Origin of the sequence: Mesorhizobium sp. B2-4-12, from assembly GCF_006441575.1 — a bacterium.
Lineage (GTDB): Bacteria > Pseudomonadota > Alphaproteobacteria > Rhizobiales > Rhizobiaceae > Mesorhizobium.
This window is the reverse complement of the sequence record NZ_VFVC01000007.1, coordinates 45,609-59,896: the sequence shown is the minus strand read 5'-3', so window position 1 is coordinate 59,896 and position 14,288 is coordinate 45,609. Positions and strand designations below refer to the sequence as shown.

The window sequence follows — 14,288 nt, the reverse complement described above, 5'->3', positions numbered from 1 at the left end:
CGGGCCGGCTCGCCGGCGTCAGGCATGGCCGCGCTTCAGGCGGGCGCGCTTTAAAATGCTGCGCCAGCGGATCATGTCGAACGGGATCGGCTCATTGTTGTTGGCGATGTGGAAGATTTCGTTGTCGACGTTCTTGAGCGAACGCCAGAAATCATAGTCCGTTATGCGCGGATCGGCGGCCAGCCTGTCCACCTCGACCTTGATGTCGGTTTTCATGCACGTCCCTCGAACCGGCTTTGCCCCGCCGCCCGTATCGCAACTCGATGCGGATCGTTTTCGACCGCTCCGCTGAGTCGTTCAACGTCTCAATTGGCTTGTTCCCGTTAAAACCTCGGTAAGGTTAACGTGGGTCCGGAGCCGCTTCAAGCACCGGTGCCAGCGGACATCAAAGGTTCGGCGATTTTGAGTTTCGGGTGTGGCTTTGAAGTCAGACCCGGTCGCCTCGCCGTTCGGAAGCTGGACGGATACCGGCCTCGCCCTACTTGCGCTTGATGCCGATCGAGCGGCCCGCGCGCTCGGGCATGGGCAGGGCCGAATGGGCGGCGCGCATGGCTTCGATCCTGGCCAGCACATCGGCGGGGAAGGGTGCCACCTTCGGCCCCGCCATGTCGACATGCAGCGACAGGGTCTCGGACGTGGCGGCGAGCCAGCCGTCGACATGGCGGATTTCCTGGTAGGCCCTGAGCCGCTTCTCGTCATGGTCGATGAGCTGGAAGGAAACCGTGACCTTGTGGTCCAGGTGCAGTTCCTGCACGTAGCAGACATGGACTTCGGCGGTGTAGATGGTGAGCCGCCGCTCTTTCACGTAATCCAGCCCCATGCCCATCGCTTCGAAGGCCTCGTCCGAACAGCGGTCGAACAGCACGTTGTAATAGGCCATGTTGAGATGGCCGTTGTAGTCGATCCAATCCTTCTCGATATCCATGGGCCTGGAGACGAAGGGGGCGGGGATGGACATCGAAACTTCCTTGTTCTGGTGCTGGACACAGCGTGGCTGGTGAGACTACGCATCCATAATCGCATGACAAGCGTGGGCACTGGTCCATTAGCGGAGGAATTCATGGCTCTGAGCGACCTCAATCCGGTCGAACGCAATGAGGAAGGCATCGCGGCGGTGCTTGGCATCCTCAAGCAGCGGCTGGGCGAGCGCTTCCAGACCGGGGAGGCTATCCGCTCGCAGCATGCGCACACCACCACCTATATTCCGACGCAAGCGCCGGACGGTGTCGCTTTCCCGGAGACCACGGCCGAGGTGCAGGAGATCGTGCGCGCTTGCGCCGCGCACCGCGTGCCGGTGATTGCCTTCGGCGTCGGCTCGTCGCTGGAAGGCCATACCAACGCGCCCGGTGGCGGCATATCGGTCGATACGTCACGCATGAACCGCATCCTTGCGGTCAATCCGCCGGATCTCGACTGCACGGTCGAGCCTGGCGTGACGCGTGAGGATCTGAACCGGCATCTGCGCGACACCGGGCTGTTCTTCCCGATCGATCCGGGCGCCAATGCCTCGCTGGGCGGCATGGCGGCGACGCGGGCCTCCGGCACCAATGCGGTGCGCTACGGCACGATGCGCGAAAACGTGCTGTCGCTGACGGCGGTGATGGCAGACGGTGAGACGGTGACGACCGGCAAGCGGGCGAAGAAGAGCTCGGCCGGCTACGATCTGACGCGGCTGCTGGTCGGCTCGGAAGGCACGCTCGGCATCATCACCTCGCTGACGCTCAAGCTGCAAGGCATTCCGCAGGCGATCTCCGGCGGTGTCTGCCCGTTTCCGAGCGTCGAGGCAGCCTGCAACGCGGTCATCGCGACCATTCAGATGGGCATTCCCGTGGCGCGCATCGAACTGGTCAACGCGCTGCAGATGCGGGCGATGAAGAATTATTCCAAGCTCGACTATCCCGAGAGCCCTTGCCTGTTCGTCGAGTTCCATGGCAGCGATGCCGGGGTCGCCGAACAGGCCGAGACTTTCGGCATGATCGCCGAAGAGAATGGCGGCGGCCCGTTCCTGTGGACCAGCGTCGCCGAGGAACGCTCCAAACTGTGGAAGGCCAGACATGACGCCTACTGGTCGTCGTTGACGCTGCGCCCGGGCGCCAAGGGGCTTTCAACCGATGTCTGCGTGCCGATCTCGCGTTTTGCCGAATGCGTCACCGAGACAGAAGCCGACATCGCCGAAATGGGATTGATCGCGCCGATCGTCGGCCATGCCGGCGACGGCAATTTTCACGTGTTGGTGCTGATGGATGTCAACGATCCCCAAGAGATCGCGTTGTCGGAAAAATTCGTCGCGCGGCTCAACATGCGGGCGATCGCCATGGACGGCACCTGCACCGGCGAGCACGGCATCGGCCAGGGCAAGATCGGCTTCCTTCGCCACGAACTCGGCCATGGTGTCGACATCATGCGCACGATCAAGCAAGCGCTCGACCCGCAAAACATCATGAATCCGGGCAAGATATTGCCTGGCGACGATCATTAGATGTCGAAAGCCGAGACTTTGCGGCCGATCGCGATGCCGCCGTCGAGCGCCGGCGCGCCGCTGCCTCATGTATTTGCGGATGAAGGCAGGCTGCTCATAGCCTACCTGGCCAACATCCCGGGCCCGTCATTCGATGGCACAAACCCGCGATCGGTTTCTGCTGCAACCGGCAGCCAGACCGTCGTTATACTGGCGGCAGATCCCTATCTGGCGTTGCAATTTGGACCGCCGAACGACGAAACGATCAGTGGGCATCGGTTGCATGTATTGGGTTTGCAGCCCTATTCCGCGTTCGAAGTCGTCAATTCGTCCTGGATCGAATCTCTTGAAAGGGCAAATCGGGTTCACTCGTCCCATGCGCCGGAGCTGTTCTCCGGCTATCGGCATTTCATCCTAACGTTCCACGATTCCACATTTGAGTTCGTCGCCGCGAGTTTCTCGACCAGCCTTCATGAAGGTGCGGTCCTCGCCGCGTTGATGGAGGCCGCCGTAAATCCTATCCCACATCATGTCGAAGCCGGTCCGCTTTCTCGATAGGTTTTGGCGGCACGATTGTTCCGATTTGCCGTGCCTTGACGGCGCCGCCATTCAGATCGAGGCTTCCTTTGGCAACCCTGAAAGACGGGTCTGCCGGTTGAGGAGGACTGTCATGGCCATTTCACGCAAGGAAGAAGCGCGCGCGCTGAGCGCCGATGAAAAGGAACTGGTGGAGAAATCGCACCATCCGGCGGTGCAGGATCTTTCCGACGCCGACCTTTCCGGCCTGGTCAAGCTGCTGCGGGAGCGGCGTGACAAGGCGCAGACCGAAGCACACCGCCGCCGGCGTGAAATACGTGGCAAGGGCGCGCCCAAAGGCGCGGCCGCCTCGAAGGCCGATGGTGGTTCGCAGATGAAGCTGGCGGTGCTGGCGATGGCCATGCGGCGCCTGAATGGCGAGGCCGAACGCCGGCGCCAACTGGCGGCTCGCGTTTCGCTGGTCGGAAATGCACGCAACGCGCTGGCGATGAAGCAGGATGCGTCGGCGGACGGTCCCGCTCACAATTCGCGGACGGCTCACAAGGGCATGCGGGTCGTGGCCAACGAGCGGACGCCGAAGCTGGTGCGGCCGGCGGAACTTGGCCGCCAGCGCAAGGCGGGCAAGGTGGCGCAGGCGAAGCGCGACGCGCGCTGAGGTTTTTTCAATTGTGACTGTCGGCCCGCCACCTTAGCGTGCAGCGGGATTTGCCTCTGCTTGCTCTGGACAAGGCCTGCGGCATCGGGCGCGCCCGCGCGATGTCGTGTTGTCCCGCGGGGTGGAGACGTTCAAAAATCCCTGCTTTGTCCCCGATTTGTTTTCAGATCGTCCGGCGCGACGAAACACTGGGTGAATTGCCTCTTTATCGACACGCGGATGCGGGTAGAGTGCGGCAGAATTTCAATCAACCCGTTCGGAGCTGATGCTCGCACGCCTGTTCGTGATCTTCGGTGGCCTTTTCGTACTGGTGCTGTGTGCAGCGCTGGTGGTGCCGTACTTTGTCGACTGGACCGGCTACCGCGCCGAGTTCGAGCGCGAGGCGAGCGCCATCCTTGGCCGTAAGGTGACGGTGCAGGGCGACGCCACGGCAAGACTGTTGCCGTTCCCTTCGGTGACCTTCTCCAACGTCGCGGTCGCCGGCGGCCCCAATGGCCAGCCGGCCATGACCGTCGAGACGTTTTCGATGGATGCGGAACTGGCGCCTTTCCTGCGCGGCGAGGTGCTGATCTTCGACATGCGGCTGGTGCACCCGAAAGCGACAATCGGTATTGCCAATGACGGCACGGTCGACTGGGCGATGCGCCCGTCCACGCCGGTCAATCCCGGCCAGATCTCGATCGAGAAGCTGACGGTGACGGAGGGGCAGATCGAACTGCGCCATGCCGCCGGCGGACGCAGCCATATTTTTTCCGAGATCAACACCACCATTTCGGCCAAGTCGCTGGCCGGGCCGTGGCGCATGGATGGCACCTTGCGGCTTGACGGGTTGCGCACCAAGATCGCGGCATCGACCGGCAAGGCCGAACCTTCCGGGCAGATGCGGATCCGGCTGAAGGCCGATCCCGATGCCTATCCGCTGGTGATCGAAACCGATGGCAATGCCGGCATCGTCAATGGTGCCGCCGCCTATTCCGGTCAGTTCAAAGTCTCCGGTGCCGACAAGAATTCGGCCCAGTTGCGCGGCAGCGACGGCGAGACGGTGAAGGTCAGCGCCGACAAGCCGGATCCCGGCTTCCGGCTGAACGGCAAATTCTCGCTCGACCACCAGAAGCTCGGTGTCGACGAATTTCGTTTCGAAACGGGTCCGCTCGACAACCCTTACACCGCCGACGGCAAGGCTTCGGTGGATCTCGGCCAGAGGCCGAGCTTCGCCATCGAGGCCAACGGCGCGCAGGTGCAGTTCGACGAGGCGGTGGGCGCCCAGGCCGGCGCCGGCCTGACGCTGGACCAGCGCATTGCCGGGCTGGAGCAGGCGCTGCTCGAACTGCCGAAGCCGACCATACCCGGCACCGTCGAGGTCAGGCTGCCCGCGGTGGTGGCCGGCGACACGACCGTGCGTGACGTCCATCTCTCCGCCGAACCCGTCGAAGGCGGCTGGTCGGTCAAATCGCTTGCCGCGACCTTGCCCGGCCGCACCACGCTGGAAGCCGACGGCATGCTCAGCGTCGAGGACCATTTCGGCTTCACCGGTTCGCTCCTGCTGGCCGTCGCCCAACCTTCCGGCTTTGCCGCCTGGCTGTCGAAGGACGTCGACGAGGCGATCCGCCGTCTACCGGCCGCCGGCTTCAAGGCCAAGGTCGATCTCTCGGAGAAGCGCCAGGCCTTCAGCGATCTCGAGCTGATCCTGGGCAAGGCGAAGTTTTCCGGACGCATCGATTCCAGCCAGCCCGACGACGCCAGGCCTTCGGTGCTGATGCGGCTCGAGGGCGGAGAGCTCGATGTCGATGGGCTGGCGGCCTTCGCCTCGATCTTCGTCAGCGACAAGGGCGCCAACCGCTTTGCCGATCGCGATCTCGATTTTCAGATCAAGGCCGGGCCGGTCAGCGCCGGCGGGTTGACCGCCGACACGGTCGACACGGCGCTCAGGCTGCGCGACGGGTTGCTTGAAGTCGACCGGCTCTCGGTTGGCGGGCTGGCCGGCGCCTCGATCAGCGCCACCGGCCGGATCAAGGATTTTGCGGCAAGCCCGACCGGCAAGCTCGATGCCTCGGTTGTCGCCGTCGACCTGAAGCCGCTGATCGACGTTGCCGCGCAGCATTATCCGGGCAATGCGGTGCTGAAGGGACTGGCGAGCCGCGCCGCTGCCTATCCCGAACTTTTCCAGGACGCCCGCGTCGACCTTGTGGCGAGTGCCGCCGACAATGGCGACGGCACAACGGGGCTGGCGGTAAGCGGGCAAGGCAAGGCCGGTGGTTCGGCTTTTTCCGCATCGCTGTCGGGGAAGGGGGCGCCCGACAAACTGCTCGAAGCGCCGGTGACGCTGACCTTCAACGCCAAAAATCCCGATGCCACAACGCTGTTGGCGCTCTACGGCCTGCCGGCGCTGCCGCTCGGCATGTTGGGCGAGGCAAGCACGGATATCCAGGCCAAGGGCACATTTGGCGGCGGCCTGGCGACGAGTTTCAATCTCGCCGGCAATGACTTCAGGGCCGGCTTCGAAGGAACTGTCGCGGCGACCCCGCAGGGACCCACGGCAAAGGGCAAGATCAGCCTTGATGCCGCCGACATCGAACCCTGGCTGATGACCACAGGCATCGGTCTGCCGGGCATGGGGGCTGGCATGTCGACGTCGCTTGCGGCGCAGGGCGATTATGGCAACGGCCTGTTGGTGCTCGACAATGTCAATGGTGCCATCAACGAAGCGGCGGTCTCCGGCGACGTCAATATCGATATCAAGGACGGCGCGCCGCATCTGGCCGGCGCGCTGGTGCTCGATGAACTCGACCTCGATCCGTTGGCGGTGGCGCTGTTCGGTGATTCCGCTTTCCTTGCCGACAAGAATGGGGCCGACAAGAGCGTGAACGACAAGGGCGGCGTGTGGCCGGCCGCGCCGTTCAGCCAGAAATCCAGCCTCCCTTTCAGCGCCGACCTCGACCTGACGACGGCGGCATTGGCAGCCGGCCCGTTAGCCACCGCCTATGGCGCCGCCTTTTCACTAAAGCTCGACAAGGAAGGCATCCGTGTCTCCGACCTCAAGGCGAAATACCTGGGCGGCGCGCTGACCGGCCTGTTCGAGTTGAAGAACAATGACGGCACCGGGCTTTTCACCGGCCAGATGAAGCTGACGGGCGCCGATCTGGCAAACGTGTTGCCGGACGCCGGCATCAGCGGCAATGGCGATTTCTCGACGACGCTGTCGACCAGCGGCAAGTCGGTGGATGCGATGGTCGCCGCCCTGTCGGGTTCCGGCACGGCGACACTGAGGAGGCTGCAGGTCGCCGGCGTCAATCCCGATGCGTTCAGCGCGTTCCTTGCCAAGGCGGATGCCATTGGGCGCGATATCGACGCGGCCAAGACCGCCGCCTTTGCGCCAGACATTGCCGCCGATGGCAGCTTTGCCGCCAAGGATGCCGACATCGCCTTCACAATTGCCGGTGGCATGCTGAGGGCGCCGCCGATCAGTCTCAAGAATCCGGCGGCGACCCTGTCGGCCGACGTCACCGCCGATTTCAACGCCAGCACGGTTTCCGCCAAGGGCGCGATCGCCTATCGGCCCGGCGACGAGGCGCTGGTCGGCTCCGAGCCGGTCATGAATTTTACCGCCGAGGGTCCGTTCGGCGCCGTGAAGCGGCAGTTCGACAGCGAGCCGCTGGCACAGTTCCTGACCCAGCGCGCGCTGGAAAAGGAGCAGCAGCGCGTCGAAGCGATGCAGGCGGCGCTGCTGGAAGAGCAGCGCCTGCGGCGCGAGGTGCGTTATTACGCGGCGCTGCAGGACGCGCGCGACAAGGCCGCCGAGGAACTGCGCCAGCAGGAGGAAGCGGCCCGCCTGAAAGCCGAGGCGGACGCCAAGGCGAAAGCGGAGGCTGACGCGCAGGCCCAGGCTGAAGCGGATGCGAAGGCGAAAGCCGACGCGGAAGCGAAGGCCAAGGCTGATGCCGACGCCAAGGCAAAGGCCGACGCAGAAGCGCAAGCCGCCGCGGAACAGCAGGCAGCGGACGAGGCCGCCAAGGCGCAGGCTGAGCAGGAACGCCAGAAGGCGGAAGAGGCGATGCGTATCGCCTCGCAGGAAAAGGCCAGGCAAGAAGCCGAGCGCAAGGCCGCGGAACAGGCGTCCAAGGTCCAGCGTGCGCCGTTGCCCGAGGCCAACGACAACCCTCCGGCCAAGCCAAAGGCCAACCCGTTCACGATCGACAATCTGCTGAAGTCGCTGCAGTAGGGCAGTAGGGCAGTAGGGCAGTAGGGCAGTAGGGCAGTAGGGCTGCCGCCTCCCCCGCTCCCGCCGAAAGATCAGCGCCGCCGACAACCGGGATTCAACGATGCGACGCGTCTGCGCGCACCGTTGGAGATCAGTCCTTCAGGGTGTTCTGGAAGGACTTGAAGGCGGTCGCCGCGGGCTTGGCGGTGAGCTGTTCCTGGAACTTGGCGAAATCGGCGACTTCCCAGTGCTCCGCGAGTTTGCCATCGGCGATCCGGTAGAACTGGAAGGCGGCGAAATCGACGCGGTTCCCGGTGGCCTTGATGTCTCCGAAATCATTCACCTGGGTGCCGCTGACGCGGTTCATCACCGCCACCCGATCGCCTTCGCCGATAATCTGCTCAATGGTCCAGGTGAAGTCCGGGAAGCTGGCCTTCAGCCCCTTGAGGTAGCTCCGGACGACTTCGATTCCCGAGGTCTGCCCCTCGAGCTTGTCGCCATAGTCCTCCGAGACAATGTCGGCGAGCTGGCTGAGGTCGCCGGAATTGAACATCTCGAAATAGCGATGCACGATGGCTTTGTTGGCTTCGGAGTCGGACATCAGCGGATCCTTCTTGCAACGGTCTAGGCGTCTTGCGGATGCAGGATATGTTTTGCCGAGGCATCGCCGGCGGCGACTGTCTCATAGGCCTTCACGGCATCATCGAGCGGCCAGGTCTTGAGCGGCGACGGTCGCAACGCGCCGCTCTCGAAACCCGGGCGAAGCGCGTTCAGGATCGCCGCGATTTCGACGCCTGTGAGCTTGGCGGTATCAACGCCGATCAAACGTTGACGGTTGTTGATAGAAATCCATCAGATCGAATTCGACGCGGCGCGAACCGACGCTTGTGATCGCCACCTGGCGGCCGTCCAGACCCATCGACTTCATCGCCAGCTCGAAGACCGGCCCGCCGACAGCGTCCAGCACAAGATTCACGCCTTTGTTCTCGGTCAGCGCCGCCACCATGGTGGGCAGGTCCTTGGTTTTCGTGTTGATGAAGATATCCGCTTCGGAATCCCGGTTCATGTTGATGTCGGCGCCGATCACGCGAGCCTTCTTCCAGTGCGCAATCTGGATCGCGGCGCGGCCGACGGCGCCGGACGCGCCGGTGATGAGCACCGTTTCGCCGGCCCGGATATCTCCCGCCACCACAAGCGCGGACCATGCCGTGACAAAGGGGACGCCGACGGTGGCGGCCTGTTCCATCGACAGGTTCGCCGGCATCTCCGAAAGCCAATCTTCCGGTATGGCAACGAATTGGGCATGGGAGCCGTCGCGGTTGATGCCGAAACCGGCGCCGTTGCCCCATACGGACTTGCCCGCCCAACGGCTCGAAGCTGCGACGACCGTCCCGGCATAGTCGCGGCCAGGTGTGCGCGGCAACGTTGGGTTAAACACGCCGGAGACAAACTTCACGTCGCTGGGATTGATCGCCGAAGCAGCCACCTTCACCAACGCCTCGCCAGCTTGCGGGACGGGCTTTGCGATGGTCTGAACGCCCAGGACCGAGGGCGGACCAAAGGCCGAAAAGCGAACGGCGCGCATCGTCGTCATCGCCAGTCTCCAGACATGAGAACCTTCACCGAGCTACGCCCCGACGCGGATTGAAGAGCGATCGAAAGCCGAACTTCTAACCCGCCGATCGCTACAAGCCGAAGGGAGGTTGTGCGGCAGTAACCATGAGGTCCAGAAGGCGAAACCCGCGGCAGCCTGGCAGCGGGCTTTGCCATGCGTCAGGCTCCGCCGTGCGAGCCGAGGAGTTGCCACTCCCATGCCAGACTGGTGCCGGTCGCTCCACCATGGTCCAGGAGGACCTGCGCCAGCGCCGGAACGGTGGATTCCCGCGCCCAATCGCGCTGGAGTTCCGATGCGAACACTATCCAGGTCAGCGGCACGCCGCCGGCCTGGATCATCCGTTGAACGCCGCGATCATGGGCTTCCGTGCTGACGCCGCCGGAAGCGTCGGTCACAAAATAGACTTCCCAGCCTTCGCCAAGCGCCTGGATGACCGGGAAAGCGAGGCATATTTCGGTCCAGAGGCCAGCGATGACAACCTTCTTTCGACCGGTCTTCTTCACCCAGTCGACGCAGGCCTTGTCCTCCCAGGTGTTGATAGTGGTCCGGTCGATCGGAACCTGATCGGGAAACACGTCCTGGATCGCCTTGAGAAGCTCTCCACCGCGATCCTTGATCACCGTCGTCAGAAGTGTCGGCACATTGAACGCTTTGGCCACCTTTGCGAGAGCAACCGTGTTGTTGATCATGATTTGCGGGTCGATGTTTCGAACACCCGCAACCTGGAAGGCCTGATGGTCGATAAGCACAAGGACGCAATTCTCGGGCGTCAACATCGCCTCGAGACCAACCTTGGGGAATACTGCAGCGGCCATGTAATTTCCTTTTGTCGTTTTCGCAGACGGGCCTGCGCCCATCCGCATGGTGGTTCAATCTTCAATTCAAGTGATCGAATAGCTGGTTCGTACGGGATCAGATTTGACCGCAGTTGCATCAGGCGAACAGTCAGATACGGTCGAGCGTGACGTTCGATGCCATCGACAAGCCGTTACGAGGCGTGTGGATCATCGAACCAAATTGACTGTCTTGCGGCGAGGCCGACGCTACGCGCCGACTGGAGTCACCGGCGCTCCAAGCGCGTCGCGTCTCAACGGATTCAGGCGACCCGTCTCTGGTCTTTGTCTATGCCTGTCGTGTTGCCAAAACCGAAGTCACTTTTGGGTGACATGCATTCGCTCGCTATTCCCATTTGCTCAATTCGACGTCTGCTGCTCGGGCGACATTGCGCGCTTCCGAAAGCAGCGCTTTCCCGTCGTCAGTGAGCCGGGCCGGCTGGTGGAATCTCGTTCGAAAGCGTGACGCCAAGCTACGCTTCCAGATTGGTGATCGTGTAGCTGATAACCGAAGTGGCTCGGTTGAGCTGGCGCGCCGCGCGCGCGAAACTTCCAACGTCGATCACGGTCAGAAACACTCGCAATTGATCAGACGTTGGCGTGCCGGGATCAGACATGACGATTTTCTCGAATAGAAGACTCGAAATTTTACAAGTTTCGTACCCTTGGTCAGGGGCGCTACCATTCGCGACAGACGAATCCACCGACTTCAGAGGACCTAGCAAATGACCTATGCGATAATCGGATCTGGTGCCATCGGCCATGCCATCGCCACGCAATTCGCGCGCCAAGGCATCGATGTGATGGTGGCCAACAGCCGGGGACCGTCGTCGCTCACCGACATGGCACGCGCACTCGGTCCCAACATCAAGCCTGCCACCACCGGTGACGTGGTCCACGCCGATGTGGTGATCCTGGCGATTCCGTTTGGTGCCATTCAGGCGTTCGCCGGGAGCGCGGGTGCCGATTGGAACAACCGTCTGGTGATCGACGCGAGCAACGCGGTCGATTTTCCAGCGTTCAAGCCCGCCGATCTGGGCGGCCGCCTCTCAACCGAAATCGTCGCGGAGGCTTTTCCCGGCGCCCGTGTCGTGAAGGCCTTCAATACGGTCCCGGCGGCAAAACTGGAAGCGCCGCCAGCGCAGGCGGGCGGGCGGCGCGTTGTGGTGTTGTCCGGTGATGATGGCAGCGCGAGGTCCCAGGTTGCCGCTCTCATCGAGCGACTCGGCTATGCGGCGCTTGACCTCGGCACGCTGCGGCAGGCCAGCCATCTGCAGCAGTTTGGCGGCACGCTGGTGGCTCAGGACCTGATCAAGCTGGCCTGATCTTGCCATGCACCGAGACAGCGCCGTTGGCAGCAACGGGGACAGCCATTGATTTCACGGCATCGCTGCTTTGGCTGTCCTGCGTCCAAGACCCTGCGGCGAAGCCAAGGGATTCGGGTGCCGGGAAATAATCAGTATCGTTCCACCCAAGACCCGAGACGTCACTCGCGGTCCCGATCGAGCAGGCGCCTCAGCACGGGTTCGATGCGCGAGAGCTCGTCGAGATGCGCCGCCGACAGCTCGGCCAGGCAATCGTCGGCGCGCTCCGTCAGCCGCAGCAGCACACGGCGATGGTCGTCCGTGTCCTGATCCCGCACGACCAGTCCCGCCTCGCTAAGGCGGTTGACCAGTTCGACGGCGCTGTGGTGGCGGATGCGCAGGCGCTCCGCCAGATCGCCGACCGTCACCGGTCCGCCGCCCGGATATCCCTTGATCGCCAGCAGCGCCTGATGCTGGCGTGGTGTCAGGCCGGCGTCTTCCGCCTGCAGCTGGCTGAATTCGAGAAAGCGGCGGATCAGATAGCGAAACTCGGACAGCCGCTGGTAGTCGGTCTGTTTGATGGCGGGGCGAGGTTTTGCGGGCTGCGTCATGCCAGACATTTGTTCGTTTTCCGGCGAAAGCTCAAACGGATTTCAGGCGAAACCGGCTTGAATAATTATATCGTGTTACGATACATAGCCAGCCGACAATCCGGCTGGCCGTTTCGACCGTGCCGCATATCCCAGACACGGCCCGCCGCCAGGAAGCAAACCACGATGAAGACCCATCAACCCAACCCCGGTCATCTCAGGGATTTCACCACCGATGCACGAGTGCTGTTCATCGCGGCAATAGCCGTTGTGGTCGCCACGGCGGGGCTGTTTGCCGGCATCGCGCTGCTGAAGCTGATCCGGCTCGCCACCAATATCGCCTATTTCGGCCAGTTCTCACTCGCCGAGCTAAAGCTGCAGGACACGCCGCTTGGGCTTGCCGCCGTCATCGTCCCGGTCATCGGTGCGCTGATCATCGGCCTGATGGCGCGCTATGGCAGCGAGAAGATCCGAGGCCATGGCATTCCCGAGGCCATCGAGGCGATCCTGCTCGGACGTTCAAAGCTCGATGCCAAGGTGGCGATCTTGAAGCCGCTGTCGTCGGCGATCTCGATTGGCTCCGGCGGGCCGTTCGGCGCCGAGGGGCCGATCATCATGACCGGCGGCGCCATCGGCTCATTGATCGCGCAGATGCTGCCGGTCAGCGACAATGAGCGCAAGACATTGCTGGTGGCGGGGGCGGCGGCGGGCATGACCACCGTGTTCGGCACGCCGATCGCCGCGATCATGCTCGCGGTGGAGCTGCTTCTGTTCGAATGGACGCCGCGCAGCTTCATTCCGGTGGCGGTTGCCGCGATCATCGCCGAGGTCGAGCGCACTCTGCTGCATCTGCCTGGGCCGATTTTCCCGTTCCAGGGCGGCATGGCGGTCTCCTTCCTTGGGCTTGGCGGCTGGGTTCTGGTCGGTATCTGCGCCGGCCTGCTGTCAGGGCTTTTGACGCGGATGGTCTATGCCTGCGAGGACGGCTTCCAGAAGCTGCCCATCCACTGGATGTGGTGGCCGATGCTCGGCGGCTTGGTGGTCGGCATCGGCGGGCTGATCGAACCGCAGGCGCTTGGTGTCGGCTACGACAATATCGCCGACATGCTCGATGGCCGCACGCTCGCCACCGCGGCACTGCTCCTGCTCGTGGTCAAGGCCATCATCTGGTCGGTGGCGCTCGGTTCGGGAACATCCGGAGGCGTGCTCGCGCCGCTTCTGATCATGGGCGGGGCGATGGGGGCGGTGCTTGCCGGAATTCTGCCTCCGGCGGACCCGGGTTTCTGGACGCTGTTGGCCATGGCCGCCACAATGGGCGGCACGATGCGCGCGCCGCTGACGGCGACTTTCTTCGCCGTGGAGTTGACCGGCAACACGCATGTGCTGGTGCCGCTGATCACGGCTTGTGCGGCGGCGCACGCCGTGACGGTGCTGCTGATGAAACGTTCGATCCTGACCGAGAAGATCGCCAGAAGAGGACATCATCTGGTTCGTGAATATCGTGTCGATCCCTTCGCGCTGACCAGGGTACGCGAGGTGATGACCTCGCAGGTCGAGAGCGTGCCGGCCACCATGACGCTGCATGGCGCGGCGGCTTTCCTGACCGCACCGGAAACGCGGCATCCGAGCTTTCCTGTGGTCGACGAGAACAGGCAGGTGCTCGGCCTCATCGATCCGCCGGCAATTCTGCGCTGGCGCCGTGCCGGCAAGCACAGGACGACGACGCTCGGCGACTTGCTCGCCGGAAGCAAGGTGACGCTCGCCTATCCCGACGAATATCTGGAAGGCCTTTCCGACAAGCTGCTGATGGCCAACGTGTCCCATCTGCCCGTGGTCAATCCCGAAAGCCTGCAACTGGTCGGCTATGTCGGCTGGAAGGATCTGATGCGCGTGCGGTCTCGGAAACAGGCCGAAGAACGCGACCGCTCGACTTTGCTCGGCTTCAGCACCCGCCGCGGGAAACAACAAGGCGTGGCTTGACGAAGCCCGATTGCCGATCCGATGCCGGTCGCCAGCAGTCGGCTGCTGACGGCCGGCCATGGCGGTTGGAACGTCTAACGTTTTGTGAGGATATCGGACTTAACATGCGTGCCCGAAG

At 63.2% G+C, this 14,288-nt stretch carries 14 protein-coding genes; 6 read left to right on the top strand and 8 right to left on the bottom strand.

The genetic code is table 11. The annotated features are described in order from the left end of the window. Positions 1 to 18: 18 nt before the first annotated feature. Both FJ934_RS06570 and FJ934_RS06565 read right to left on the bottom strand, forming a co-directional pair. Entirely contained in the window at positions 19 to 216 is a 198-nt protein-coding gene (locus tag FJ934_RS06570; RefSeq protein WP_013894716.1) for a hypothetical protein, read from the bottom strand. Between the two features lie 262 nt (positions 217 to 478). After that, complete coding sequence (locus FJ934_RS06565) at positions 479 to 958, bottom strand: thioesterase family protein (protein WP_140607962.1); 480 nt, start codon at positions 956 to 958, stop codon at positions 479 to 481. A gap of 102 nt (positions 959 to 1,060) precedes the next feature. On the opposite strand from FJ934_RS06565, the gene FJ934_RS06560 reads away from it, so the two are divergent. The 4 genes from FJ934_RS06560 (at position 1,061) to FJ934_RS06545 (ending at position 7,869) form a co-directional block, all read left to right on the top strand. Then, positions 1,061 to 2,479, top strand: a complete 1,419-nt coding sequence (locus tag FJ934_RS06560; RefSeq protein WP_140607960.1) for an FAD-linked oxidase C-terminal domain-containing protein — start codon at positions 1,061 to 1,063, stop codon at positions 2,477 to 2,479. Further along, positions 2,480 to 3,016 (top strand): hypothetical protein, encoded by a 537-nt coding sequence (locus tag FJ934_RS06555; protein WP_140607958.1) that lies wholly within the window; start codon positions 2,480 to 2,482, stop codon positions 3,014 to 3,016. A gap of 112 nt (positions 3,017 to 3,128) precedes the next feature. Beyond that, complete coding sequence (locus FJ934_RS06550) at positions 3,129 to 3,650, top strand: hypothetical protein (protein ID WP_140607956.1); 522 nt, start codon at positions 3,129 to 3,131, stop codon at positions 3,648 to 3,650. A gap of 265 nt (positions 3,651 to 3,915) precedes the next feature. Next, a complete protein-coding gene (locus FJ934_RS06545) occupies positions 3,916 to 7,869 on the top strand; it encodes an AsmA-like C-terminal region-containing protein (protein WP_140607954.1) in 3,954 nt (1,317 codons plus the stop codon). 130 nt (positions 7,870 to 7,999) lie between these two features. Here the strand turns inward: FJ934_RS06545 and FJ934_RS06540 are convergent, their stop codons facing one another. The 5 genes from FJ934_RS06540 to FJ934_RS28300 form a co-directional block, all read right to left on the bottom strand. Next, complete coding sequence (locus FJ934_RS06540) at positions 8,000 to 8,449, bottom strand: ester cyclase (protein ID WP_140607952.1); 450 nt, start codon at positions 8,447 to 8,449, stop codon at positions 8,000 to 8,002. Between the two features lie 23 nt (positions 8,450 to 8,472). Beyond that, a complete protein-coding gene (locus FJ934_RS06535; protein WP_140607950.1) occupies positions 8,473 to 8,673 on the bottom strand; it encodes a hypothetical protein in 201 nt (66 codons plus the stop codon). Beyond that, positions 8,660 to 9,442: a zinc-binding alcohol dehydrogenase family protein gene (locus FJ934_RS06530; protein WP_140607948.1), complete on the bottom strand. Its 783-nt coding sequence runs from the start codon at positions 9,440 to 9,442 to the stop codon at positions 8,660 to 8,662. The genes FJ934_RS06535 and FJ934_RS06530 overlap by 14 nt, the downstream gene beginning before the upstream one ends. Before the next feature lie 179 nt (positions 9,443 to 9,621). Continuing rightward, positions 9,622 to 10,278, bottom strand: coding sequence for a hydrolase (locus FJ934_RS06525; RefSeq protein WP_140607946.1), 657 nt, complete (start codon positions 10,276 to 10,278; stop codon positions 9,622 to 9,624). A 491-nt stretch (positions 10,279 to 10,769) separates the two neighbouring features. Beyond that, entirely contained in the window at positions 10,770 to 10,913 is a 144-nt protein-coding gene (locus tag FJ934_RS28300; protein ID WP_246671443.1) for a LysR family transcriptional regulator, read from the bottom strand. Between the two features lie 108 nt (positions 10,914 to 11,021). Between FJ934_RS28300 and FJ934_RS06515 the strand changes: the two genes are divergently transcribed. Next, positions 11,022 to 11,621, top strand: a complete 600-nt coding sequence (locus FJ934_RS06515) for an NADPH-dependent F420 reductase (protein ID WP_140607944.1) — start codon at positions 11,022 to 11,024, stop codon at positions 11,619 to 11,621. 161 nt (positions 11,622 to 11,782) lie between these two features. Here FJ934_RS06515 and FJ934_RS06510 read toward each other — a convergent pair whose 3' ends face one another. After that, complete coding sequence (locus FJ934_RS06510; RefSeq protein ID WP_140607942.1) at positions 11,783 to 12,220, bottom strand: helix-turn-helix domain-containing protein; 438 nt, start codon at positions 12,218 to 12,220, stop codon at positions 11,783 to 11,785. 156 nt (positions 12,221 to 12,376) lie between these two features. Here FJ934_RS06510 and FJ934_RS06505 point away from each other — a divergent pair, with 156 nt between their 5' ends. Then, positions 12,377 to 14,170 carry a chloride channel protein gene (locus FJ934_RS06505; protein ID WP_140607940.1) on the top strand — a complete coding sequence of 598 codons (1,794 nt, stop codon included), beginning with the start codon at positions 12,377 to 12,379 and terminating at the stop codon, positions 14,168 to 14,170. Positions 14,171 to 14,288 lie beyond the last annotated feature (118 nt).